Origin of the sequence: Mycobacterium sp. WUMAC-067 (genome assembly GCF_020217485.1) — a bacterium.
Classification (GTDB): domain Bacteria; phylum Actinomycetota; class Actinomycetes; order Mycobacteriales; family Mycobacteriaceae; genus Mycobacterium.
The window spans coordinates 192,057-217,510 of record NZ_JAEKMI010000004.1 but is presented as its reverse complement, the minus strand read 5'-3'; the positions used below and the strand labels follow the sequence as shown (position 1 = coordinate 217,510).

Below are 25,454 nucleotides of genomic sequence, written 5' to 3'. Positions count from 1 at the left end.
TGTGGCTGATCCGCAACCGGTCAGCGATGGCCTGATCGAGTTTGGCGCCGAGTTCTTGAATGCTGGCCTGGCGGGCCAGGTGATTGATCAACGCATGCTCGGGCACGGGCAGCCGGCGGCGCACGCTTTCGCAGCGCTCCAACAGCGCCACACACTCCCGAGGGGCCAGCGCATCAAAACTCAGCCCTGCCACGCCCTCGAGGGCGGCGTCGAGCGCGTCGAAGGCCTCGACGATCTCCTCACGCGTACTCGAACCCATGCCGCAGACATTACGAAGACCCACCGACAGAAAACCCCGAATTGTGACCACAGAAAACACAGTGACACAAGGGAATTCAATATACGTTCCCGATATCCGAAACCGCACCCGCGTGCACGCAACGAGCGGCGACACAGGGCGAAACGACCGCCGCCACAACTACTCGGCGTCGCGCTTTGCCTGGACCTGCTTTTCGATTTCGCGCCAATACCCCGGCGTGGGACGCGGCTTGCCGAACCCGCCCTTCTCGGCCTTCTTCAGGACGGCGTCGGCCTCGTCGATGTCCTTCATGAGCTCCAGGGCGAACTCACGCTCGGCGGCGTAGTACTTCGCGGCCCAGCGCAACGCGATCACCGAATACGCCCACGCCGGTTCGCCTTCGGCGCCGTCGGCGTCTTCCACCGCCTTGCGATGACGGGCATCGGCGAACGCCACATGTTCTTGCAGCAGTTCCTTGAGCCGAGCCGGATTGGTGAGGTGACCGAACGTAACCCTAAGCAGCACACTGTGTTTGAGCACCGGCGGGTCCACCGGCGCGTCGTTGACCCACTCGATGGCAGCCGCCATGCCGGCTTCGGTGATCTTGTAGAGCCGGCGGGTGCGGGTGCCCTCGTCGCGCTCGACGCGCGACGTGACCAGCCCCATGCCCTCCAACTTCTTCAGCTCCGTATAGATCTGGCTGTAGGACGGGCTCCAGTAGTAGAGATCGACGCTCCAGTCGATCCACTTCTTGAGGTCGTAGCCGGAGATCTCCTCCTCATAGGACATCATGCACAGCAACGCCCGACTGGTGGCCGCCAAGGCGGCGTTCGTCGGCTTTTTGCTGGCAGGGTCCGTTTCGGAGTCCACGTGGCCAGGTTAACAACACGCACCCTAGATTGGGGGACATGGACCGCTGGCTGGGATGCCCGTGAAATTCGCCTTCCCCGTTCCGCACATGCTGCGCCTCAAGGCGATTTCGCAACCCTGGGAAGCGGCCGTCACCGGCCCCGAACAGCGGCGCATGATGCGGTGCGCCGACCAGTGGGGCTACGACATGATCGCGGTGCCCGAACATCTCGTCATCCCGACCGACCACGTCGACTTGTCCGGGGCGCACTACCTGCATTCGACGGTCGCCCAGGCCTTCATCGCCGGCGCCACCGAACGGGTCGTCGTCAATTCCTGCATCACCATCCTGCCGCTGCAACATCCGATCGTGCTGGCCAAAGCGTTGGCCACCGCCGACTGGATGAGTGGCGGCCGGATGATGGTCACGTTCGGCGTCGGGTGGCTGGCGCGGGAGTTCGAGCTCGTCGGCGTGCCGTTCGGGGAACGCGGGCGGATCGCCGACGAGTACCTGGCGGCCATCGTCGAACTGTGGACCAGTGACGCGCCGCGATTCGAGGGCCGCTACGTGTCGTTCGCCGACATCGCCTTCGAGCCGAAACCCGTTCAAAAGCCCCACCTCCCGATCTGGATCGGCGGCGACGCCGACGCCGCGTTGCGCAGGGCCGCCGCCTTCGGTTCGGGTTGGTGGCCGTTCCTTACCAAGCCCGAGCAGATCGCCGAAAAGCTGGACTACATCAAGGCCCAACCTTCCTACGACGGCCGCCCTTTCGAGGTGATGCACGGGTTGGGCACCAACCGAGTGGGCGAAGGGCACGTCGCCCGGCGCGACGCCAGCGATCGGCCGGGCATGAGCGCGGCGCAGATCGTCGACCGGCTGGGCTGGCTCGCCGAGCAGGGCGTGACGATGACCGCGGTTCCCGTTCCGGCCGTCGGTGGCGTGGACGAGTACCTCGACTACGCGCAGTGGGTCATCGAAGAGATCAAGCCGCAGCTCACCTGATCTGCAGCCCGCGCCGGCGCACCCATCCGACCGCTGCGACGCTGCACGCGATCCACACACTGACCGCGATGGCGACGTGGACAACGCTTTTGGTGTCCCGGCCGAACACCGGCCAGATGAGGGCGGGCAATCGCTGCCACAAGACACGGTGCTCCACACCGTTCATCGGATCGGCGACGTGGTACAACGCGTACGGCAGCGCCAGCGCCAAAAGCCAGCTGCGCATGCGGCGCAGATCGCCGCGCTGGCGCCACCGCCGGATCAACGGCTCGACACTGACCGGGTAGAGCACCGACATCAGGTTCCCCACGCCCAGCCACGACACGATCGGCACCGCGACGGTGGGGACCGTAATAGCCAGGCGCGCAGGCGATTCCAGCAACAACGTCAGCACCGTCGCGGCGGCCATGGTCGGCAGCCCGACGATCGCGAGCAGGGCGAGGTTCTTGATCAACAGGATGCGCCCGAACGGCACGCCCGCGGACAGCCCCCGAAGGATGCGGTAATGATCGGCGCCCAGGAAATTGGTGGTGGTGACGTCGGCGAGCACCCACGAAGAGAAGTAGGTGCCAACCAGGATCACCCAATCGTGGTGCCGGCCCACCGGGGTCAGCGGCTGCACCACCAGCCAGGCGGCGGCGATGACCACGTTGGCCACCACACCCATCAGCCAGGTGCGCGGCGGGGTGAACGCCCACCGGACCTCGGCGACGACCGCCGGGACGAGGTCCTTCGCGAAGTCCATGGCGGCGCGCTGTGCCGCGGCGGGACGGGGGGGCCGAGGCTCGCACGAGGGCGCGCAGAAGGGCGTCCAATGACGTGGCCTCCTCGCAATCGGATCGTCGACGTTCGTCCGCACCGTACGCACGGCAGGATAGCCCCATGAACCGAAAGCGCGTCGTCGTCGCGGGACTCGGGGACGCGGGCGTCCTCGCTGCGATCCGGCTGTCCCGGCACGCCGACGTCGTCGGGATCTCGGCCAAACCCGCGCTGGTGAGCGGCCAGGAACTCGGCGTCCGGCTCTCCCGCCCGCACGACTGGGCCCGCGATTACTGGATCCCGTTCGACCGGTTCCGTCGCCTGGACCGCGTCCGCACGGTGCAGGCGACGCTGACCGGAGTGGACCTGGAGGCCCAGACCGTGTTCGGCCGAGGCGACGACGGCGCGACCATCACCGAGGCCTACGACGCGCTGGTCATCTCGACCGGGGTCAGCAATGGGTTCTGGCGCCGGCCGACACTGCAGACCGCCGCCGAGATCGGCGCCGAGTTGCGCGCGGCGCACGACCGGCTCGCCGCCGCCGCGTCGGTGATCGTGGTGGGCGGCGGCGCGGCGGCGGTCAGCAGCGCCCTCAACATGGCGACCACCTGGCCGGACAAGCGGATCGACCTGTACTTCCCCGGCGCGTCCGCGCTTCAGGAGTATCACCCGCGGACGTGGCAGCGGATCCGCACCCGACTGGGCGAGCTGGGCGTCGGCGTGCATCCGGGCCACCGCGCGGTGCTCGGCGAAGGCTTCGTGGGCGACGAACTCACCGACGAACCGGTGCGCTGGAGCACCGGACAACCCCCGGCCAACGCGGACGCCGTGCTGTGGGCGATCGGGCGGGTGCGGCCCAACACCGATTGGCTGCCACCGGAGTTGCTCGACGAGTTCGGGTTCGTGCGCGTCACACCGGAGCTGCGGGTGCCCGGACAGCGGCGCGTCTTCGCGCTCGGCGACGTCGCGGCCACCGACCCCCTGCGCAGCTCCGCCCGCAACCGCGGCGACGCCCTGGTGGCGCGAAACCTCCTCGCGGAGTTCGCCGGCCGCCCGCTGCGCACCTACCGCGCGCCGACGCGGCGATGGGGTTCGTTGGTCGGCATCCAGCCCAACGGGCTGGAGGTCTTCCTGCCCACCGGCCACGCCTTCCGCTTCCCGTCCTGGTCCGTCGAACGCGTGGTGATGCCGTGGTTCGTCCGCTGGGGCATGTATCGCGGAGTGCGCCAGAACGACCCACTCGGGTGAGCGCTCCATCCGGCGACGACGAGCTTCGCCGAAGCCTCGGGGTCGTCGACGCGGTGGTGATCGGGCTGGGGTCGATGATGGGCGCCGGGATTTTCGCCGCGCTGGGTCCCGCGGCGCGCGCCGCCGGTTCGGGACTGCTGCTGGGCCTGGCGCTCGCGGCGGTGGTGGCCTACTGCAACGCCACTTCCTCCGCGCGGCTCGCGGCGCGCTATCCCGCGTCGGGCGGCACCTATGTCTACGGGCGACAGCGGCTGGGCGATTTCTGGGGATACCTGGCGGGTTGGGGCTTCGTCGTCGGCAAGACCGCCTCGTGCGCGGCGATGGCCCTGACCGTCGGCGCCTACGTCTGGCCCGCGCAGGCGCATGCGGTGGCCGTCGCGGTGGTGGTCGCGCTCACCGCGGTCAACTACGCCGGAGTGCGGAAGTCGGCCTGGCTGACCCGCTTCATCGTCGCTCTGGTGCTGGGCGTGCTGGCGGCGGTGATCGTCGCCGCGTTCAGCTCGGGAAGGGCCGACATCGATCCGTTCCGCCTGGCCGGCGCGACCGTCGGCGGTGTGGTGCAAGCCGCGGGGCTGCTGTTTTTCGCCTTTGCCGGGTATGCGCGCATCGCGACGCTGGGCGAGGAGGTGCGCGACCCGGCCCGCACCATTCCGCGAGCGATACCGCTGGCGCTGACCATCGCCCTGGCCGTCTACGCCCTGGTGGCGGTCGCGGCGCTGTCCGTGCTGGGGCCGGCCCGCCTGGCCCAGAGCGCCGCCCCGCTGGTCGAAACGGCCCGCGCGGCGGGCGCGGCCCGGCTGGTTCCCCTCGTCCAGGCGGGGGCCGCGGTCGCCGCGGTGGGTTCGCTGCTGGCGCTGATCCTCGGCGTCTCGCGCACCACCTTGGCCATGGCGCGAGATCGCCATCTCCCCCACGCGCTGGCCGCCGTGCACCCGCGGTTTCGCGTGCCCCACCGCGCGGAACTGCTGATCGGCGTCGTCGTCGCGGTCCTGGCGGCCACCACCGACCTTCGCGACGCCATCGGCTTCTCCTCGTTCGCCGTGCTGATCTACTACGCCATCGCCAACGCCTCCGCGCTCACCCTCGGGCGCGATGAGGGCCGCCCGCCCCGGGTCGTCCCGGTGGTCGGCCTGCTCGGATGCGTGGTGCTGGCTTTCGCAACGCCACGGTGGTCGGTGCTGTCCGGTGTGACGGTGTTGGGCATCGGTGTCGCCGCCTACGCGATCCGGCGGATCGTCTCCCCAATGATGTTGCGTCGCGGCGCAAATCGCGGGAACACGATTCCCCCGGGGTCTGACGGGGAAGACTGACCGGATGGCCGACCCCGAAACCGACCCGGAGACCGAGGCATTCGACAAGCTGGTGGCGGTGCTGAACTATCCGATGTTCGTCGTCACCACGCAGGCCAATGGCACCCCGGCCGGCTGCCTGGTGGGGTTCGCCAGCCAGGCCAGCATTCATCCGCCCCGATTTCTGGTCGGCCTGTCGCGGCGCAACCACACGTTCCGCACGGCCCGCGACGCCACCCACCTGGCCGTGCACGTCTTCGATCACGACCACCTCGACGTCGTCGAGCTCTTCGGCAGCCAGACCAGTGACAAGATCGACAAGTTCGACCGCTGCTCCTGGCACTCGGGCCCCGACGGGATGCCCATCCTCGATGACGCGGCCGCATGGTTCGTCGGCGAGATCCTGGAACGCTTCCCGCTGGGCGACCACGTCGGGCACCTGCTGGCACCGGTCGGCGGCAGCGCGCCACGGGAGCTGGAAAGCTGGGTGTCGTTCGGCGACGTCCGCCAACTCGAACCCGGCCACGAGGCGTGAGGGTGGACCAGACTCCCCGGGTCAGCATCGTCCCCAGCATCGTCGAACTCGCGCCCTTCTACGCCGATCCCCCGGATGGCCTGCGCGCCAACATGATCTTCAGCGCCGACGGAGCCGCCGCGTTCGGCGGGCGCGCCGGCCCGCTGTCGTGTCCCACCGATCAACGGCTGTTACGAATCCTGCGCGGGCTTACCGACGTCGTCCTGGTCGGAGCCGGCACCGCCCGCGCCGAAAACTATGGCCCGGTGAAGCTGACCGACGCGGCGCGGGCCAGGCGGCACCACGAGGGCCGGTTCGCGCCCCCGCCGATCGCGGTCGTCAGCCGCAGCGGCGAACTGCCCGCCCGGCTGTTCAGCAATCCGGAACAACCACCGATCCTGGTGACCTGCGCGCGAACCGCGGCGCGCCTCGACAATGACGACCGCCTGCGCCTGCTGGTCGCTGGTGAGGACACCGTGGACGTGGCCCGCGCCGTCGCGATGCTGCGTGAGCACGGCATGCACCGCATCCTGTGCGAGGGTGGGCCGACCCTGCTCGACGAGCTGGTGGAGGCCGACGTCGTGACCGAACTGTGCGTCACGCTCGCTCCCCGACTCGCCGCGAGCCAGCCGGTGGGTTACCGCGTGCACCCGGCGCGGTTGACCGCGCCGGTCACGATGCGCCTGGCGCACGCGTTGGTCTGCGAGGACTACCTGTTCCTGAAGTACAGCCGCTGACACCGGTGCGCAAAAGCGCTCGACATGCAGCGGGCGGCTTCCCTTCCTATGATGAGAATGCCCGGCTTGTCGCCTCCCGCGCGCTGCACACAGAAAAGGATCACCGGCCAGGTGAGCAGTTCCGACCACGAGCATGACTATCGAAATCTGGCGGTGAATCGATTGCGCCCCAGCGAAATTCAATGGGCGCTGAACCACGATGCCGTGCACGGGATTGCGTACGCGTTCAGGAATCCCGTCGCGGTCGCCGAGTCCCTCGAGGACCCGGACGACGACCGCAGGACATACCTGGTCCGGGTCAAGCGCGACGACCTGGCCAACGCGCTGGAAAAGATCAACGCGTGGATTTTCGACAATCCCGGCCCGGCCGGCATGCAGGCCTACGGATTCGTCCGGGCGCTGTCTCGCGAAGGGCTCACCGACCGCGCCGCCGGTGACGACGACGTCCGTTAGTCGCGTCCCACGCCCCCGCCCGCGCGGATGCTGTACTTTTCCTGCGGTGAGATCGACGGCCCACCCGCCGGTCTTGATTGGAGTCAGCGATGGGCGACGCGCAGGGCTCGCGGTCGGGGACGATGTTCGGGCCCTACCGCCTGAAGCGATTGCTCGGCCGCGGCGGGATGGGCGAGGTCTACGAGGCCGAGCACACCGTCAAACAGTGGACCGTGGCGCTGAAGCTGATGTCGCACACGTTCAGTCAGGATCCGGTGTTCCGCAAGCGCCTGGAGCGCGAGGCCCGCATCACCGGCAGGCTGCTGGAACCGCACGTGGTGCCCGTTCACGACTACGGCGAAATCGATGGGCAGCTGTACTTGGAGATGCGCCTCATCGAGGGCGTCGACCTCGACCGCCTGCTGGAACGGGAAGGACCGCTGGCCGCGCCGCGCGCGGTGGCCATCATCCACCAGGTCGCGTCGGCACTCGACGCCGCGCACACCGCCGGGGTCACACACCGCGACGTCAAACCGCAGAACATCCTGATCACCGGCGATGACTTCGCCTATCTCGTCGACTTCGGCATCGCCAGCGCCAAGACCGACGAGAAACTCACCCAGCTGGGCACCGCGGTGGGGACCTTGAAATACATGGCGCCCGAACGCTTTTCGAGCGACGCTGCAAGCGACCCTGCATCAAACGATGTGACCTCCCGCGCCGACGTGTACGCACTGGCCTGCGTGCTGTACGAAGCCCTGACGGGGACGCCGCCCTACGGCGCCGACAGCACCGGCGCGCTGGTCAACGCCCACCTGACGGCGCCCATCCCCCAACCCAGCGCGCACGGCGTGAGCCCGGCATTCGACACGGTGATCGCGGGTGGAATGGCCAAGGAACCGAGCGAGCGCTACCCCTCCGCCGGTGCCCTGGCGGCCGCCGCGCACACCGCGCTGAGCAGTCCCGAACGAGAGCGCGCCGAGACGATTCTGCAGCGCGGCGACGCCCCGGCGATCAGCCCGGCGGGCCCGCCGCGCACGCGCTCCCGGCGGCCGATCCTGGCCGCAGCGGCCGCCGCGGCCGTCGTCGCCGCCGCCATCTGCGCCGTCGGCGTCTGGCTCGTGCTGAAGCCGACCAGCGAGCCCTCGCACCGGGCCGGCATCGGGAAAACCGCGCCGCCGAGCACCGCCGCCGGAAGCGGTGACCAGGCCCGCCTGATCAGTCTGCTGCCGCCGGGCTACCTGCCCGGAACGTGCACGCCCGCCACCCCAGAGTCGGGCAGCGTCTGGACGCACGCGGTGGCCATGGTCACCTGCGGGCAGAACACCCAGCCCGGCGGCCCGAGCCGCGCCACCTACGGGCTGTTCGGGACGCCCGACCGGCTGAAGAAGGCGTTCGACGACGACATCGGCAACGTCAGCCTGGTGAACTGCCCGGGCGAGGGACGCTCACCGGTCGGCTGGCACTACGACGAAACCCCGAACGACATGGCCGGCCTGATCGCGTGCGGCAGCTACAACAACCACCCGAACGTGATCTGGTCCAACGACGCGAGGCTCATGCTCAGCGACGTGACCGGCGACCCGGCCACCGTCGAAGACCTGCACACGTGGTGGGACGCGTACGGCTGATCCATCCGGACCGTCAGTCCGGTAGCGCCGAATCCTCTTGGCTTTCGGCGTCTTCGGCGTCTTCCACAGTCAACGGCAACGCCAGCTCTTCCAGCGGGCGCCGCTCGGCGGCGACGCCGAGCCACAGTTCGACCACCCCGGCCGCCGCCATCACCAGCGCTCCGATCAAGAACGACCAGACGACCTCGTTGCGATGCCCCGAGTTGATGAGCTGACCGAACAGCAACGGGCCGGTGATGCCGCCGATCGCCGTCCCCATCGCGTAGAAGAACGCGATCGCCAGCGCCCGCGTCTCCATCGGGAAGATCTCGCTGACCGTCAGGTACGCCGCGCTGGCACCCGCCGAGGCCAGGAAGAACGCAACGATCAGCACCCCGATGAAGGCCCAGACGCCGCCGGCCTGGGTGACGAACACCAACGCCAGCACCACCACCGCGACACCGGAACCGATGTAGGTCAGCGTGATCATCGGTTTGCGGCCGACGGTGTCGAACAGGTGCCCGAGCACCAGCGGGCCGGCGAAATTGCTGAGGGCCCACAACACGAAGAACACCGGCACCATGCCCGACGGCACGGCGTAGAACTGGCTGAGCAGCGTGCCTAGGTTGAACGTGACGCCGTTGTAGAGGAACGCCTGCCCGATGAACAGCGCCAGCCCGAGCACCGCGCGCCGCGGGTAGAGCTTGAAGGCCACCCCGGCGATCTCCCGGAACGAAATCGCCTTGCGCTGACGTATCCGCAGCGGCTTGCCCTGCGGTTCGGGCAGCGCTTCGCCCGTCTCCCGCTGAACCTCGTCTTCGATCTCGCCGACGATGCGCTCGGCTTCCTCCTCGCGGCCGTGAATGAACAGCCAGCGCGGGCTTTCCGGGACGTTGCGCCGCACGAGCAGGACGAAGATACCGAGGATCGCGCCGATGCCGAAGGCGAGCCGCCACCCGAGGTTGGGCGGAAAGTTCGCGGTGTTCAACAGGATCAGCGCGCCGCCGGCGCCGGCGGCCGAACCCAGCCAATAGGTTCCGTTGATCACCAGGTCGACACGGCCGCGCACCCGCGCCGGGATCAACTCGTCGATGGCCGAGTTGATGGCGGCGTATTCGCCGCCGATGCCGGAGCCGGTGAAGAAGCGGGTCAAGAAGAAATACCAGGGGGCGAACGCGAACGCGGTCGCCACGGTGGCGACCAAATAGATCGCGAGGGTGAGGATGAACAGGTTTCGTCGCCCGAACCGGTCGGTGAGGTGACCGAAGAACAACGCCCCCGAACACGCCCCGGCGATGTAGATCGCGGCCGCCATGCCGATCTGCGCGGGGTTCAGCGCGATGCCGCTGTTGTGCTCCATCAGCCGCGCCGAGACGTTGCCGACCATGGTGACCTCGAGCCCGTCGAGCACCCACACCCCGCCCAGGCCGACCACGACGCGCCAATGAAACCGTGACCACGGCAGCCGGTCCAGCCGGGCGGGCACCTGCGTCGCGATGGACTTCGTTTGCGCGCTCGCACTCATGGGCGTCTCAGTCGTTTTCGTCGTCGGGGTACAGCAGGTCACCGAGCATGAGCCGGTCCTGCTCGCGGTCCAGGGGCATCTCATCGCCGCCACAAACGTAGCGCCCCATGATCTCGGCGATGGTGTGAACTTTGATGTTCGTACGTTGCGAAAGGTCCCGTAGGACGTTCCAGGCGGTGGCCGAATCGCAGTGTTGCGCGTGCATGATCATGCCGACGGCCCGGTCGGTGTCGGCTCGAGAACTCAGAACGGCTTGAACGCTGGCTTCCTGATTGCGCACCGTCTGCTGGGTTGCCAGCCACAACTCGAGTTGCTCCATCACCACCCCGGCCAGCAGTTGGAGGCCAGCAGTTTGCTTGGGGGTGACCTGGCCCGGGTGGGTGTCGAGCACGTTGACCGTGCCCAGGCGGTGCCCGTCCGGGGTGATGATCGGTGCGGCCGCATAAAATCGGATCCCCAACTCGCCGCGCACCAGCGGATTATCGAGAGCCTTGGGGTCGCGCAGGGTATCCGGAATCACATACGGCTCGTCCTGCAGGATCGCCGACGCGCACAGACCCGGATCTCGGCCGATCTGCGTGGTCTCCTCCGGCAAACCCTCAATGGCCTTGAACCAGATGCGGTCCTCATCCACGATCGTCACGGAGGCGAACGGTGCGTTGAACATGCGGGCCGCAATCGCCGCGACACGATCGAAGACTCCGTCTCGTGGAGTGTCGAGGATCGCGAAGCGGCGGACCGCGGCCAGGCGCTGCGATTCCACATCAGCGGCAGTGCCGTCGGGCCGAGTCTTTGCACCGGTCATGGTCGGTGGCTCCTCTCGCGGGTCGGCGTTTTCGGGTGGCAATGGGCCGACCGGATATCGGACCGGCACCGCAGGCGCGGCGTCAGCCACGATCGGAGCGGGACTCCTCGGGCGTCCAGGCCTGCGGCTGCCCGGGGTGGCCGGGGAAGAGGAAATCGATGAAAGCCGCTGCGGTGGGCTGAGGTTCGTGGTTGGCCAGCCCCGGTCGTTCGTTGGCTTCGATGAACGCGTAGTCGGCGCCGGTGACGTCGGGCACCAGCAGGTCGATGCCGGTCACCGGGATGCCGATCGCGTCGGCCGCGGTCACCGCGACCCGGCACAATTCGCTGTTCACCTGCGCGGTGACGTCGTGGATGGTGCCGCCCTGATGCAGGTTCGCGGTGCGACGCACCCGAAGGCGGGTGCCCTGGGGCAGCACATCGTCGAGCTCCCAACCGGCTTCGGCGACGGTCGATTCCGTGAGGTCATCGAGCGGGATGCGGGACTCGCCCCCGGTGGCCGCCGAACGGCGCCGGCTTTCGGCCGCGATCAAGTCCCGCACGCTGTGCTCCCCCGTGCCGATGATCTCCGGGGGCATGCGCAGCGCGGCGGCGACGACGCGGCCGTCGATCACCACGAGCCGAAGGTCGTCGCCGGCCACCCGCTGCTCGATGAGCACGTCCGGGTATTGCTTGCGGGCGCGCGCGAGCGCGGCGGACAGATCGTCGGGCCCGTTGTCGGCGACGACCCCGACCGTGATGCCCTTGCCCTGCTCACCCCGCGTCGGTTTGACGACGACCTCGCCGACCTCCTTGAGGAAGGCGAAGTCGCTCTCGTCGAAGGTGGCCAGGCGGGCGCGCGGCACGGTGATCCCGGCCTCGGAGACCAGGCGCCGGGTCAACCGCTTGTCGTCGCAGCGGCACATCGCCACCGCCGAGGTGTATTCGGACAGCGATTCGCGGGTGATGACGCTGCGGCCGCCGTGGGTGAGCCGCATCTCGCCGGTCTCGGCGTCGAGCACCTCGACCCAGATCCCGCGGCGCAGCGCCTCGTCGGCGATGATGCGGGCGTAGGGGTTGAGGTCGTCGACCGTCTCCGGCGGCGGGCTGAACAACGGCTCGTTGATCGCGTTCTTGCGCTTGATCGCCAGCACCGGGACGCGGCGGAAACCCAACTTCTCGTACAGGCCGATGGCGGCGGCGTTGTCGTGCGCCACCGACAGATCCATGTAGGCGCGGCCCGCGTCGCGGAAGTGCTCGGCCAGGGCCCGGGTGAGGGCCGCGCCGACGCCCGGGAGCCCCGCGGCCGGATCGACGGCCAGCGTCCACAGGCTCGACCCTTCCTCCGGGTCGTTGAACAGCAACTCGTGATCAACCCCGGTGACGGTGCCCACGACGGCGCCGTCCTCGTCGCGCACCGCCAGCAGGTACTTCACCGCCGGCACATGCTGATGGTTGTCCCAGATCACGTCGACCCCGGCCGGGACCATTCCGCAGCGCACGTACACGCGGTTCATAGCGTCGGCGTCGATCGGATCGTTGAGCGTGCGCACCGTCACGCCCAGCGGCGCCGGCGGCGAGGTCTTCTTCTTGCCGGTGAAGCGCAGCCGGTAGGTGTGGCTGGGATCGATGAACAGCTCGGTCGGCGCCTCGGCGACCACGACGTGGGATTCGCGGGCGTAGATGCAGATGTCGCGCCGCCCGGGCCCTTCGCGCCGCAGCGCCTCGACCAGGTGCTGGGAGTCGGCGAAGGTCTGGCCGAAAATGAGTCGGCCCCAACCTAATTCGAGCTCGACATCCTTGGCCATCGCATCGACCAGCTCCGGCGGCGAGGCGTCGTGCAGGCCGAGCGTGATCGCTTCGGTGTGGTCGCCGGATGGATCGACCACGGTCATGCAACCGGCCCCGTGACGCCGTGCCGCTGCAACCACAGCTCGAGAAGGGCGATCTGCCAGAGCTCGTTACCGCGCAGCGGGGTCAGCTTGCCATTGGGATTCTCCAGCAGGCTGTCGACCGCTTCCGCGCGAAACAGGCCGCGCTCCTTGGCAACCGGCGCGTAGAGGGCGTCGCGCACCATGTCGAGGTAGGGCCCTTCGAGATGGGTCAGCGCCGGAACCGGGAAATAGCCCTTCGGCCGGTCGATGACCTCTGACGGAACGACCCGCCGCGCAGCCTGTTTCAGGACGCCCTTGCCCTCGTGCGCGATCTTCAACTCCGGCGGGCAGGTGGCGGCCAGTTCCACCAACTCGTGGTCGAGGAACGGAACCCGGCCCTCCAGCCCCCACGCCATCGTCATGTTGTCGACCCGCTTGACCGGGTCGTCGATCAGCATGACGGTGGTGTCGAGCCGCAACGCGCGATCGACGCCCGTCTCGGCGCCGGCCTGAGCGAAGTGCTCGGTGACAAACCGGCCGCTGGGGTCGCCGGGCGCCATGATGCCTGGTCCCAGCAGGCCCGCCAGCTCGGCCGAATCACGGTCGAAGAAGGCGCCGCGGTACTCGGCGACCGCACCCTGCAGCGACGCGGCGGCCGGTGAGCCCATCGGCGGGTACCAGTGGTAGCCGGCGAACACCTCGTCGGCGCCCTGGCCGGACTGCACGACCTTCACGTGGCGCGCCACTTCCTGACTGAGCAGGTAGAAGGCGACGCAGTCGTGGCTGACCATCGGCTCGCTCATCGCGCCGATGGCCCCGTCGAGGGCGGGCAGCATCCGGTCGGTCTCGATGCGGATCTGGTGGTGGTCGGTCTCGAAGCGCTGGGCCACGATGTCGGAGTACTGGAACTCGTCGCCCTTGACGCCGCCGGCCGACTCGAAGCCGATCGAGAAGGTGGACAGCCCATGCTGGCCGGCTTCGGCGAGCAGGCCCACGATCAGGCTGGAGTCGACACCGCCGGACAGCAGGCAGCCGACCGGCACGTCGGCGACCAGGCGGCGCTTCACCGCCAGGCGCAGCGTGGACAGCACGGCGTCTTCCCAGTCGCGCTCCGACCAGTCCGCGCGGTCGGCGTGCCGGGTGAAATCGGGCGCCCAGTACGTGGTGACGGTGCGCCTGCCGTCGGGCTCAATCGCGACCAGCGAGGCGGGCGGCACCTTGCGCACCCCGCGCAGGATGGTCGCCGGGGCGGGCACCACCGAGTGGAAGCTCATGTAGTGGTGCAGGGCGACGGGGTCGATGCGGGTGTCCACGCCGCCGCCGGCCAGCAGGGCCGGCAGGGTCGACGCGAACCGGACCCGGTGGCTGTCCTCGGTCAGGTAGAGGGGTTTGATGCCGAGCCGGTCGCGCCCGAGCAGCACCCGCCCGCTGTCGCGCTCGACGATGGCGAAGGCAAACATGCCGAACAGGTGGCTGACGAAGTCGTCGCCCCACCGGTGGTAGGCCTTGATCAGAACTTCGGTGTCGCTGTGCGAGAAGAAGCGGTAGCCGTACCCGCTGAGTTCGCTGCGCAGTTCCTTGTAGTTGTAGATGCAGCCGTTCCAGGCGATGGACAGACCCAGCTCGGAGTCGACCATCGGCTGCGAGCCGGCCTCGGTCAGGTCGATGATCTTGAGGCGACGATGACCGAGCGCGACCCGGCCCTGTGACCAGGCGCCGCCACTATCCGGGCCCCTCGGCGTCAGCACGGCGGCCATCGCTGAGACCGCCGCTACCTCGGGCGCCCGCCCGTCGAGTCGTACCTCCCCGGTGACTCCGCACACCTCTTCGACCCTACCGGGGCCCGATTCGACGCGCGCGTGACGTCCGCCAAAAGCGCTGCAACGGCCCATCAACGCCCATGATCAACGCGTGGTGATCACCGCGATCGGCGCGAGTGTGAGGTGGCTCGCACCGCCGCGCGGAGAAGGTGGCGGAGTCGTTCGCCGTACATCGCGACCGATTCGGCGGTCAGCATCTCGTGGTGCGTGCAGTCGATCGGGTGCACCCGGATGTCGCCGGACGCGTAGGGCGCCCACGATCGCGACAGCTGCGCGCCGCGATCGCCGCCGTCGCGGGCCGCGGAAAACACGGTGACCTCCCCCTCGAAGCGCCCGGGCTCGTGGCGGCGATAGAGCTCGATGTTGTCGTTGAGGTTCCCCAGCAGCAGCTCGAAGAGCGGTTTGCTGCGCGGCCGGCCATCTGCGCCCTGTCCGTCTTCATTGCCGCGGTCAATGTTGTTGGCCCGCAACACTTCTTCGAGCACCCGCTGCTCGCCCAGGGCGTGCTCGCCCAGGGCGGCGCCGCCGTCGAGGTTGGGTTGGGCGTCGAGCAGGATCAGGCACCCGATCTCGCATCCGCGCCGCTGCAGCTCGATGGCGATCTCGTGCGCCACGACCCCACCGAACGACCAGCCCAGGATGTTGTAGGGCCCGCCGGGATAGGCGTCCTGGATCCGGTCGGCGTAGGTCTGCGCCATCGCCCGGATCGACCGCGGGCCGGCGTCGCCGTTGCGCGGGAGCTGCTGAATCCCGACGATCGGGCAGTCGAGGTGGTTTCCGAGAACCTGATACGGCCAGCTCACCCCGCCGGCGGGGTGCACGCAGAACAGCGGAACACCGCCGGCCCCCTGCTTCAGGGTCTGCACCGGGACCACCTCTTCGGCGTCCGTCGCGGGCGTGCGCAGTCGCTGACTCAACGCCCTCACCGTGGGCGCGTCGAACAGCGTCCGCACCCGCAGCTCGGCGCCCAGCCCGGTGTTGATCGCAGCGATCAGGCGCATCGCGGAGATGCTGTCGCCGCCCAGGTCGAAGAACGAGTCGTCGACCCCGACCCGCTCCACGCCGAGCACGTGGGCGTAGGCCGCGGCCAGCGCCTCCTCGAGGGCGCTCGACGGGGCCCGGTACCCGCTGCCGGTGTACTCCGGCGCGGGCAGGGCGCGGGCATCGAGTTTGCCGTTGGGTGTCAACGGCATCGCGTCGAGCCCGACCACGGCCGCGGGCACCATGTAGCCCGGCAGGCGTTGGGCCAGCGCGGTGCGCGCCTCGCCGGGGTCGGCGGTTCCGGTGATGTAACCCACCAGGCGTTTGTCGCCGGCGCGGTCCTCGCGGGCGATCACCACCGCCTGGTCGACGTCATCCAGCGCGGCCAGCGCGGTCTGGACTTCGCCGAGCTCGATGCGGTAGCCGCGGATCTTGACCTGCTCGTCGGCGCGGCCCAGGTATTGCAGCTGCCCGTCCGTTCCCCAGCACACCAGGTCCCCGGTGCGATACATGCGCGACCCGGGCGCCCCGAACGGGCAGGCCACGAACCGCGACGCGGTCAGCCCGGACCGGCCGACATATCCCGCGGCGACCCCGTCACCGGCGACGTACAGCTCCCCCACGACGCCCGCGGGCACCGGACGCAACCACGCGTCGAGCACGAACAGTGCCGCGCCGTCCACCGGCGAACCGATCGGTGGCGTCCCGGATCCCGCCGTCAGGGGCGCGCTGATCGCCACGCACATCGTCGTCTCGGTCGGGCCGTAGGCGTTGACCATCACCCGCCCCGGCGCCCAGCGGTCCACCACCTCGGGCGGGCAGGCCTCGCCGGCCATCACCAGCGACACCGAGTCGAGGCCCTCGTGGGACAGCATCGCCACCGCGGACGGGGTCTGGGTCAGCACGCTGACCCGTTCGGCGGCCAGCAGATCGTGGAAGTCGTGCGGGGAGCGCGCCACCGACTCGGGCACGACCACCACCCGCCCGCCGCGCAGCAGCGCGCCGAAGATCTCCCACACCGAGACGTCGAACGCGTACGAGTGGCTTTGCGTCCACACGCCGGCGCGCGGCAGGCCCGCGTCCAGCGTCTCCAGCAGCTGCGTCACGTTGCGATGAGTCACCGCAACGCCTTTGGGGACTCCGGTGGTGCCCGAGGTGTAGATGATGTAGGCGACGCCGTCGGGCGGGGGCGCCGGCAACGGCGTGCCCACTGCGGTGTCGGTCTGTGCGTCCTCGATGTCGATGACGGTGACGTCGCACCCGTCCAGCCGCGAGCGCAGGCCCGTGGTGGTGACGGCCGCGACCGGCGCGGAATCCTCGAGCATGAACCTGATCCGGGTGGCGGGTGCCGCCGGGTCGATCGGCAGGTACGCCGCTCCGGTCTTGAGCACCGCCAGGATCGCGACGATCGCCTGCGGCGAGCGTGAAAACAGCAGCGCCACAGCCTGTCCCGGGCCCGCGCCATGGCCGGTCAGCAGGTGCGCCAGCCGGGTGGCGGCGTCGTCGAGTTCGCGGTAGGTCATCGACAGGTCGCCCCAGCGGACCGCCACCGCGTCCGGCGTCCGGGCGACGTGCGCGTCGAACAACGCCGGAATCGACGGGAATTCGAGTGGCGCCCGGCCCAAGACCGCCCGGTTGCCGACCTCGTCGAGGCGCGCGTGTTCGGACGCGTCGAGCAGGTCCACCGACGAGAGCGGCCGGGCCGGATCGGCGGTCATCGCGACCAGCAGCCGCTCGAGCCGCTCGCTCACCGCCGCGATGGTCTGCGCGTCGAAGACGTCGGCGTCGTATTCGACCCGAAGGCCGAGTTCCTCGCCGGACAGCGCGGCCTGCATCGTCAACGGGTAGTGGTTGCGCTCGAACATGTTGACGTCGGTGATGCCCAGTTCGTGGTCGACGGCCATCGCCGAGGTGTCCAGCGGGTAGTTCTCGTAGGCGAACAGGGTGTCGAACAGCTTGTCCTGACCGGTGATTCGGTGGATCTCGCTCAGCGCGAGGTGCTGGTGATCGAGCGTCTCGGTGTGCGCGCTTTGCAGCTGGGCGAGCAGGTCGGCCGTCGTGGTCGCCGCCGTGATGCGCGCGCGCACCGGGACGGTGTTGATCATCAGGCCGACCATCGAGTCGGCGCCGGGCACCTCGGCGGGCCTGCCGGAGACGGTGGTGCCGAAGGCGACGTCGTGCTGGCCGGTCAGCCACGACAGCAGCTGCGCCCACGCGGCGTGGAGCACGGTGCTGACGGTGGTGCGGCTGGAGCGGGCCAGCTCGCTGAGCGCGGCGGTGATCTCGGCGGAGACCGCGAACGACTGGACGCCGCGGGCGCCGGGCACGAGCTGTTGCGGCGGCCCGACGAGCGTCGGGGTGTCGAAGCCGGCGAGCACCCCGGCCCAGGCCGCGCGCGCGGCGTCGAGGTCGCGCTCGGCCAGCCAGCTCACGAACCTGCGGTAGGGCGGGGCCGCGGGGAGGCGCTGCCCGGTGTAGCAGGCGAACGTCTCGTTCAGCAGGATCGGGACCGACCAGCCGTCGAGCACGATGTGATGGATGGTGAGCACCAGCCGGTGCCGGTTGTGCGCCGCGCGGATCAGCACCGCACGCACGGCGGGCTCGTCGGCCAGGTCGTAGACGGCTTCGCGTTCGGCCGCGCACAGGCGTTGGATCCGCTCCTCGGGCTCGGATCCGTTGGCCGCGACCTCGAGGTAGCGCCAGGCCATCGCCGGGTCGGCGGGGATGATCTGCACCGGCTCGTCGAACTGGTCGCAGAACCGGGCGACGAGGTGCGGGTGCCGGCCGATGACCGTGTGCATCGCGTCGCGCAGCCGGTCGCGCTCGATCGGACCGGCCAGGCTGAGGTCCAGCTGGACCACGTAGAGGTGGTCGTCACCGCGGGTGGTGTTGGCGTGGAAGAGCAGCCCCTCCTGCAACGGGGTCAGCGGCAGGATGTCGGCGATCCGGTGGCGCCGCTCGAGCTGGTCGATCTGCGGCTGGTCCAGCCGGGCCGGCAAGACGTCCGTCGGGGTCAATCCGCCGCCGCCGTCGCGCACGTGCGCGCAGATGCCGGCCAGCGCCTCGAACCACAGCGTGCTCAACCGGGCCACCTGCTCGCGGTCGAGCGCGGAGGGCGCCCACGTCCAGGTGGCGTGTAGCTGGGGGCCGTCCTCGGTGTCCATGGTGCCGGCGTTGAGGTCCACGGTGTGCATCAGCGGCATGGGCACCGCGGTGCTGGCGGCGGTGGCCGACGAACCGTCCCGGCTGACCCGCCACAGCTCGTCGGTGAGCTCGGCCGCTGCTCCGCCGAGCCGGCCGAGGTAGTTGAACCCGATCGTCGGGTCGGAGCCGTCCAGGTTGACGTCGTCGTTGAGGTAGCGCAGCAACCCGTAGGTCAGCGGGTCGGGCAGGGCGCGCAGCTGCTCCTTGGCGTCTTTGAGCAGCCCGCCCAGGATCGGCGCGCCGGCCACGACGTCCGCCCAGGACAGGCCGCCCACGTTGAGGGCCACCGGGTATTTGGTGGTGAACCAGCCCACGGTCCGCGACAGGTCCACGCCGGCGGCCAGGTCCTCGTGGCGGCCGTGGCCCTCGACGTCGATGCCGATCGGGGCCCCCGCGTTGCCGAGGAACTCGGCCCAGGCCAGGGCGAAGCCGACGAGCAGGATGTCGTTGACCCCGGCGTGGAAGGCGGCCGGCGCAGCGCCGAGCAGCGTGCGGGTGGTCTCGGCGTCCAGCGTCACGGACAGGTTCTCGGCGGTCTCGTAGGTGTCCAGGCCGGGGCGCACGGCCGGCAGCGCGGGCGGGGTCGCCGCCACCCGCCGCCAGGCGTCGGCCCGTCCGACGACCGCGGGCGCCTGCGCGTGTTCGGCCAGCAGCGCGGCCCAGCGGGCGAACGAGGTGCCGCCCGCGGGCAGCGCCACCGGCTGCCCGTGATGGTGCTGGCCCCAGGCGATGTTGAGGTCTTCCAGCAGGACGCGCCAGGAGACCCCGTCGACGGCCAGGTGGTGAACGATCAGCACCAGCCGGCGGGTGGGGGTGACCCAGAGCGCGCTGAGCATCACCCCGGCGGCCGGGTTCAGCCGCGATCGCGCCTCGATGACCGCCGCGTCGGACAGTTCGTCCACCGAGAGCACCCGCTGGGCGGCGTCCACCGAACCCGGCTCGGGCACCTGGAGCGACCACTCGCCGGCGTCCTCGTCGACGCGCAGCCGCAGCATGGCGTGCCGATCCAGCAGAGCCTGCAACACGGTCACCACGTCGGCCTCGGTGACCCCGGCGGGCGCCTGCAGCACCATCGTCTGGTTGAACTGGTCGACCGGGCCGCCTGCCCTTTCCAGGCTGCGCAGCCAGCGGATGATCGGGGTGGCGGTGATCGCTCCGGTGCCCTCGTCGACCACGCCGTCCCCGCCGTCGGCCGCGACGGCCACCCGCGCCAGCCGGGCCACGGTCTGCTCGGTGAAGATGTCGCGGGTCCGCACCGCCAGGCCGGCGGCCCGGGCCCGGGTCACCACCTGCATCGAGGAGATGCTGTCCCCGCCGAGGTCGAAGAAGGAGTCGTCGGCCCCGACCCGCTCGACGCCCAGGACCTGGGCGTAGATGCCGGCTAGGGTCTCCTCGACCGGGGTCTCGGGCGCGCGATAGCGATCGGCGTCGGTGTATTCGGGTGACGGCAGGGCCCGCGCGTCGAGCTTGCCGTTGGGGGTCAGCGGCAGCGCGTCGAGCGACACGACGGCCGCCGGGACCATGTACGCCGGCAGGTGATCGCTCAGCCGGGCGCGGAGCTCGGCCGGGTCGGCGCCCCCGGTGACGTAGCCGACCAGGCGCTTGTCGCCGGGACGGTCCTCGCGCGCAATGACGGCGGCCTGGTCCACCCCGTCGAGGGCGGCCAGGGCCGAACGCACCTCGCCGAGCTCGATGCGGTAGCCGCGGATCTTGACCTGCTCGTCGGCGCGGCCGAGGTACTGCAGCTGGCCGTCGCCCGATCCTGAAGTGCCCCAGCACACCAGGTCCCCGGTCCGATACATGCGCGATCCGCGCGCCCCGAAGGGGCAGGCCACAAACCGCGACGCCGTCAGGCCGGCCCGGCGCCAGTAGCCGCAGGCCACGCCGGCGCCGGCCACGTAGAGCTCCCCGACGACGCCTCGCGGCACCGGGCGCAGGGATTCGTCCAGCACGAACAGGCCCGCGCCGGGCACCGGGGATCCGATGGGAACGACGTTCGATCCGGACTTGAGCGGCGCGCTGACCGCCGCGTACACCGTCGCCTCCGTGGGGCCGTAGGCGTTGATCATCGCCCGGCCCGGCGCCCACCGGTCCACCAGCTCCGTCGGGCAGGCCTCCCCGGCGACCACCAGGGTCGCCGATTCGAGCCCCTCGGGCGACAGGACGCCCGCCGCCGACGGCGTCTGACTGATGACGTCGACCTGTTCGTCGACCAGCAGCGCGTGGAAGTCCTGCGGGGACCGCACCACCGAGTCGGGGATGACCACGAGCCGCCCGCCATGCAGCAGCGCGCCGAAGATCTCCCAGACCGAGACGTCGAAGGCCAGCGAGTGCCACTGCGACCACACGCCGCTGCGCGGCAGGCCCGAGTCCCCGGATGCCAGGAGCTGGGCGACGTTACGGTGGCTCACCGCAACGCCTTTGGGCACACCGGTGGTGCCCGACGTGTAGATCAGGTAGGCGATGTCGTCCGCGCTCGGCGCCGGCAGCGCGGTGGCGGGCTGGGCGTCGATCGCGGGGTCGTTCATGTCGAGGACGACGACGTGATGCCCGCGCAGCCGCGCGGCCAGATCGCCGGTGCTGATCGCGGCCATCGGCGCGGCGTCGGAGAGCATGAACCCGATCCGCTCGGCCGGCAGCCCGGGGTCGATCGGCAGGTACGCGGCGCCGGCCTTGAGCACCGCCAGGATCGCGATGATCGCGTCGGCCGAGCGGCCGAACAACAGGGCCACCCGCTCGCCGGGGCCCACGCCGAAGCCGGCCAGCCGGTGCGCCACGCGGTTGGCGGCCTCATCGAGCTCGCGGTAGGTCCACGAGCGGCCCTGGTCGCTCAGTGCCATCGCGTCGGGGGTGCGCGCCGCCTGCTCGGCGAACAGCGCCGGAACCGACGCGTCCGTGGTCGCGGGGGCGGTCAGGGCCGCGCGGTTGCCGAGGGCGTCGAGGCGGGCGTGCTCAGCCGCGTCGAGCAGGTCCACCGACGAAATCGGGCGGGTGGGATCGGCGGTCATCGCCGTCAGGACCCGCTCGAGCCGCCCGATCAACCCCCGGATGCTGTCGGCGTCGAACACGTCGGTGCGGAACTCGACCCGCCCGCCGATCCCGGCGGGCTCGTCGCCCTCGGCCCAGCGTTCGGCCAGCGAGAACACCAGGTCCATGCGGGCCACCTGGGTGTCCAGCGGGATCGAGCTGACCCGCACGTCGCCGAGGGCCAGGCCGGCCCCGGGGTCGCCGTCCTGGCCGGCGAAGTTCTGCCAGGCCAGCATCACCTGCACCAGCGGGTGATGGCTCAGGCTGCGCACCGGGTTGAGCCGTTCGACCAGCACCTCGAACGGCACGTCTTGGTGCTCGAAAGCCTCGAGGCTGCGGGTGCGCACCCGGGCCAGCAGGTCGGTGAAGCTGGGATCGCCGGCCAGGTCGACGCGGAGCACCAGGGTGTTGACGAAGAAGCCGACCAGCTCGTCGAGCGCGGGGTCGCGCCGCCCGGCGATCGGGAAGCCGACGGCCACGTCGGTGCTGGCGCTGATCTTGGACAGCAGCACCGCCAGGGCGGCCTGCACCACCATGAAGCTGGTGGAGTTGTACTCGCGGGCCAGCCCGGCGACCTGCTGCTGCAGGTCCGCCGGCCAGTCCACCTCGACGGCCGCCCCGCGCTGATCGGCGATCTGCGGGTAGGGCCGGTCGGTGGGCAACTGCAGCCGCTCGGGCATGCCGGCCAGCGCCTCCTGCCAGTAGGCGAGCTGCGCGGCGATGCGGCTGCCGCTGTCGGCGAGCTCGCCGAACTGGTCGCGCTGCCACAGGGTGTAGTCGACGTATTGCACCGGCAGCGGCTCCCAGTCGGGGGCCCGCCCGGCGCACCGGCTGGTGTACGCCACGCCCAGGTCACGCACCAGCGGGCGCAGCGACCAGCCGTCCGCGGCGATGTGGTGCACCACGGCCACCAGCACGTGTTCGTCCTCGGCGACGCGGAAAAGCGAAGCGCGCAACGGGATTTGGGTCGCCAGGTCGAACGTTTCGGCGGCGGCGACGTCGATGGCGTCGCGCAGCCGGCCGGCGGACCACCTGCGGGCGTCGACGGTCCGCCAGCTGAGATCGGCCCGCTCGGCCGGGATCACCACCTGCTGGGGTGATCCCTCGGGTGCGGCGAACACCGTCCGCAGGCTCTCGTGACGCGCCACGACGTCGGCCAGCGCCGCGCCGAGGGCCTGCGCGTCGAGCCGCCCGTGCATCCGCAGCGCCGCGGCCATGTTGTAGACCGGGGACGGTCCCTGCAGCTGGTCGAGGAACCACAGCCGGCTCTGGGCGAACGACAGCGGGATCACCGCCGGCCGGGCGCCCGCCACCAGCGGGTCCAGCCGGCCCGTGTCCTCACCGATGCGCGGCGCCAGCTGGGCGACGGTGGGCGCCTCGAAGATGACGCGCACCGGAACGCCGGTGTCCATGGCGCTGTTGATCGCCGCGATGACGCGCATCGCCGAGATGCTGTCGCCGCCGAGGTCGAAGAAGGAGTCGTCGACCCCGACCCGCTCGACTCCGAGCACGTGGGCGTAGATGCCGGCCAGGATCTCCTCGGTGGGGGTGGTCGGCGAGCGGTACCCGGCGGCGGAGTACTCCGGCGCCGGCAGGGCGCGGGTGTCGAGCTTGCCGTTGACGGTCATCGGCAGCGCCTCGAGCGCCACCACGGCCGCCGGGATCATGTAGGTCGGCAACCGCTCGGCCAGCTGGGTGCGCAGGACGGCCGGGTCGGCGGTGCCGGTGATGTAGCCGACGAGGCGCTTGTCGCCGGGCCGGTCCTCGCGGGCGACGACGACGGCCTCGTCCACCCCGTCGAGCGCGGCCAGCGCCGAGCGCACCTCGCCGACCTCGATGCGGTAGCCGCGGATCTTGACCTGCTCGTCGGCGCGGCCGACGTACTGCAGCTGGCCCTCACCGGATCCGGAGTCGCCCCAGCGCACCAGGTCGCCGGTGCGATACATGCGCGATCCCGGCTCGCCGAACGGGCAGGCCACGAACCGTGACGCGGTCAACCCGGCGCGGCGCACGTACCCGTATCCGACGCCGCGGCCGGCGACGTACAGCTCGCCGACCACGCCGGGCGGCACCGGGCGCAGCCACCCGTCGAGCACGAACAAGGCGGCCCCGGGGACGGGCGAGCCGATTGGGGGTGCACCCGACCCCGCACTCAACGGTGTGCTCGTCGACGAGAAGATCGTGGCTTCCGTCGGGCCGTAGACGTTGACCATCACCCGCCCGGGCGCCCAGCGGTCCACCAGTTCCGGTGGGCAGGGCTCCGCGCCGATCACCAGCGCCGCGGAGTCCAATCCCTGCGGCGACAGCATCCGCACCGCCGAGGGGGTTTGGCTCAAGACGGTGACCTTCTCGGCGACCAGCAGGGCGTGGAAATCCATCGGCGAGCGGGCCACCGAATCGGGCACCACGACGAGTCGCCCGCCGTGCAGCAGCGCACCCCAGATCTCCCACACCGAGAAGTCGAAGGCATACGAATGGAACTGCGTCCACACCTGGTCCGCCGACAACTCGACGCCGACGGCCTGCGCGTCGAACAGCCGGGTCACGTTGTGGTGGCTGACCGCAACGCCTTTGGGCACACCGGTGGTACCGGAGGTGTAGATGATGTGCGCGACGTGTTCGGGCGCCGGAGCCGGGAGCGCGGTGGCGGGCCGGCGGGCCAGGCCGCGGTCGTGGATGTCGATGACCATCAGGTCGTGGGCGTCGAGCTGGTCGGCCAGGGCGGCGACCGTGAGCGCGGCCATGGGTGCGGTATCGCCGAGCATGAAATCGATGCGCGCCGCCGGCAGGGCCGGGTCGATCGGCAGGTAGGCCGCGCCGGTCTTCAGCACCGCCAGGATGGCGACGATCGCGTCGGCCGAGCGGCCGAACAACAGCGCCACGGACTCGCCGGGGCCAACCCCACGGTCAACCAACAAGTGCGCCAACCGGTTCGAGCGCTCGTCGAGTTCGCGGTAGGTCATGGTCCGGCCCTCGAACGTCACCGCCGGCGCGCGCGGGGTGCGCGCCACCTGGGCGGCGAACAACTCCGGGATGGACGCCGCCGTGCCGTCCCGGGTCAGGACCGCCCGGTCGCCCCACGCGTCCAGCCGGTCGTGTTCGGCGGGCTCGAGCACGTCGATCGACGACAGCCGCCGCGCGGGGTCGGTGGTCACGACGGTCAGCACCCGCCGCAGCCGTTCGATCAGCGTTGCGATCCGTGCCGCGTCGAAAACGTCTGTGTCGTACTCGACTTGGAGGCGTATCTCGTGACCGGGCTGGGCCTGCACGGTCAGCGGGTAGTGGGTGGACTCCCGGCTGGTGATGTCGGTGGCGGCGAGTTCGTGGTTGCCCGACAGCGCGCTGGCGTCGATCGGATAGTTCTCGTAGGCGAACAGGGTGTCGAACAGGGTGTCCTGTCCGGTGATGCGGTGAATCTCGTTGAGCGCCAGGTGCTGGTGGTCGAGCGTGTGGTTGTACGCGCCCTGCAGTTGGTCCAGCAGATCGGCGGTGGTGGTGGCGGCGCCGATGTTCGCCCGCACTGGCACGGTGTTGATCAGCAGGCCCACCATCGTGTCCGCG

Annotated in this window: 14 protein-coding genes and 1 pseudogene (1 of these 15 only partly in view); 7 read left to right on the top strand and 8 right to left on the bottom strand. The window is 70.3% G+C overall.

Going from position 1 to position 25,454, the window contains the following annotated elements; translation table 11 throughout:
- Both JF781_RS04485 and JF781_RS04480 read right to left on the bottom strand, forming a co-directional pair.
- Positions 1-259: DUF222 domain-containing protein (locus tag JF781_RS04485; RefSeq protein ID WP_225341147.1), on the bottom strand; the 259-nt coding region annotated here is incomplete at its 3' end.
- A gap of 159 nt (positions 260-418) precedes the next feature.
- A complete protein-coding gene (locus JF781_RS04480; protein ID WP_225328721.1) occupies positions 419-1,108 on the bottom strand; it encodes a PadR family transcriptional regulator in 690 nt (229 codons plus the stop codon).
- 61 nt (positions 1,109-1,169) lie between these two features.
- Between JF781_RS04480 and JF781_RS04475 the strand changes: the two genes are divergently transcribed.
- The gene (locus JF781_RS04475) at positions 1,170-2,090 is read left to right on the top strand and encodes a TIGR03619 family F420-dependent LLM class oxidoreductase (protein ID WP_225328772.1); all 921 of its coding nucleotides are present in this window, start codon (positions 1,170-1,172) and stop codon (positions 2,088-2,090) included.
- On the opposite strand, the pseudogene JF781_RS04470 reads toward JF781_RS04475, so the two are convergent.
- Positions 2,083-2,905: pseudogene (locus JF781_RS04470) on the bottom strand (hypothetical protein). The gene JF781_RS04475 and the pseudogene JF781_RS04470 overlap by 8 nt on opposite strands.
- A gap of 67 nt (positions 2,906-2,972) precedes the next feature.
- Here JF781_RS04470 and JF781_RS04465 point away from each other — a divergent pair.
- The 6 genes from JF781_RS04465 to JF781_RS04440 all read left to right on the top strand — a co-directional run bounded on the left by JF781_RS04465 (position 2,973) and on the right by JF781_RS04440 (position 8,700).
- The gene (locus JF781_RS04465) at positions 2,973-4,097 is read left to right on the top strand and encodes an FAD-dependent oxidoreductase (protein ID WP_225328720.1); all 1,125 of its coding nucleotides are present in this window, start codon (positions 2,973-2,975) and stop codon (positions 4,095-4,097) included.
- On the top strand, positions 4,094-5,407 hold the full coding sequence (locus JF781_RS04460; protein ID WP_225328719.1) for an APC family permease: 1,314 nt from the start codon (positions 4,094-4,096) through the stop codon (positions 5,405-5,407). Before JF781_RS04465 ends, JF781_RS04460 begins: the two co-directional genes overlap by 4 nt.
- A 4-nt stretch (positions 5,408-5,411) precedes the next feature.
- Positions 5,412-5,921: a flavin reductase family protein gene (locus JF781_RS04455; RefSeq protein WP_225328718.1), complete on the top strand. Its 510-nt coding sequence runs from the start codon at positions 5,412-5,414 to the stop codon at positions 5,919-5,921.
- Positions 5,922-5,923: 2 nt separating this feature from the next.
- On the top strand, positions 5,924-6,637 hold the full coding sequence (locus JF781_RS04450) for a pyrimidine reductase family protein (protein WP_225328717.1): 714 nt from the start codon (positions 5,924-5,926) through the stop codon (positions 6,635-6,637).
- 111 nt (positions 6,638-6,748) lie between these two features.
- Entirely contained in the window at positions 6,749-7,090 is a 342-nt protein-coding gene (locus tag JF781_RS04445; RefSeq protein WP_225328716.1) for a hypothetical protein, read from the top strand.
- 89 nt (positions 7,091-7,179) lie between these two features.
- On the top strand, positions 7,180-8,700 hold the full coding sequence (locus JF781_RS04440; protein WP_225341146.1) for a serine/threonine-protein kinase: 1,521 nt from the start codon (positions 7,180-7,182) through the stop codon (positions 8,698-8,700).
- Between the two features lie 13 nt (positions 8,701-8,713).
- Here the strand turns inward: JF781_RS04440 and JF781_RS04435 are convergent, their stop codons facing one another.
- The 5 genes from JF781_RS04435 to JF781_RS04415 form a co-directional block, all read right to left on the bottom strand.
- Positions 8,714-10,204: an MFS transporter gene (locus JF781_RS04435; RefSeq protein WP_225328537.1), complete on the bottom strand. Its 1,491-nt coding sequence runs from the start codon at positions 10,202-10,204 to the stop codon at positions 8,714-8,716.
- Positions 10,205-10,211: 7 nt separating this feature from the next.
- Positions 10,212-11,009: a GAF domain-containing protein gene (locus JF781_RS04430; RefSeq protein ID WP_225328536.1), complete on the bottom strand. Its 798-nt coding sequence runs from the start codon at positions 11,007-11,009 to the stop codon at positions 10,212-10,214.
- An 82-nt stretch (positions 11,010-11,091) separates the two neighbouring features.
- Complete coding sequence (ngg, locus tag JF781_RS04425) at positions 11,092-12,882, bottom strand: N-acetylglutaminylglutamine synthetase (protein ID WP_225328535.1); 1,791 nt, start codon at positions 12,880-12,882, stop codon at positions 11,092-11,094.
- Entirely contained in the window at positions 12,879-14,684 is a 1,806-nt protein-coding gene (locus JF781_RS04420; protein WP_225328534.1) for an N-acetylglutaminylglutamine amidotransferase, read from the bottom strand. Before JF781_RS04420 ends, ngg begins: the two co-directional genes overlap by 4 nt.
- Before the next feature lie 95 nt (positions 14,685-14,779).
- Positions 14,780-25,454: the 3' end of a non-ribosomal peptide synthase/polyketide synthase gene (locus JF781_RS04415; protein WP_225341145.1), read on the bottom strand. 20,627 nt of this gene lie beyond the right edge of the window; the window shows 10,675 of its 31,302 coding nt (coding positions 20,628-31,302); the start codon falls outside the window, past its right edge; it ends in the stop codon at positions 14,780-14,782.

Excerpts from the sequence above, each read along its gene's own strand:
- JF781_RS04455 (WP_225328718.1), top strand. The coding sequence starts at position 5,412 with ATGGCCGACCCCGAAACCGACCCGGAGACCGAGGCATTCGACAAGCTG.
- ngg (WP_225328535.1), bottom strand. The coding sequence starts at position 12,882 with ATGACCGTGGTCGATCCATCCGGCGACCACACCGAAGCGATCACGCTC.
- JF781_RS04465 (WP_225328720.1), top strand. The coding sequence starts at position 2,973 with ATGAACCGAAAGCGCGTCGTCGTCGCGGGACTCGGGGACGCGGGCGTC.
- JF781_RS04435 (WP_225328537.1), bottom strand. The coding sequence starts at position 10,204 with ATGAGTGCGAGCGCGCAAACGAAGTCCATCGCGACGCAGGTGCCCGCC.
- JF781_RS04430 (WP_225328536.1), bottom strand. The coding sequence starts at position 11,009 with ATGACCGGTGCAAAGACTCGGCCCGACGGCACTGCCGCTGATGTGGAA.
- JF781_RS04440 (WP_225341146.1), top strand. The coding sequence starts at position 7,180 with ATGGGCGACGCGCAGGGCTCGCGGTCGGGGACGATGTTCGGGCCCTAC.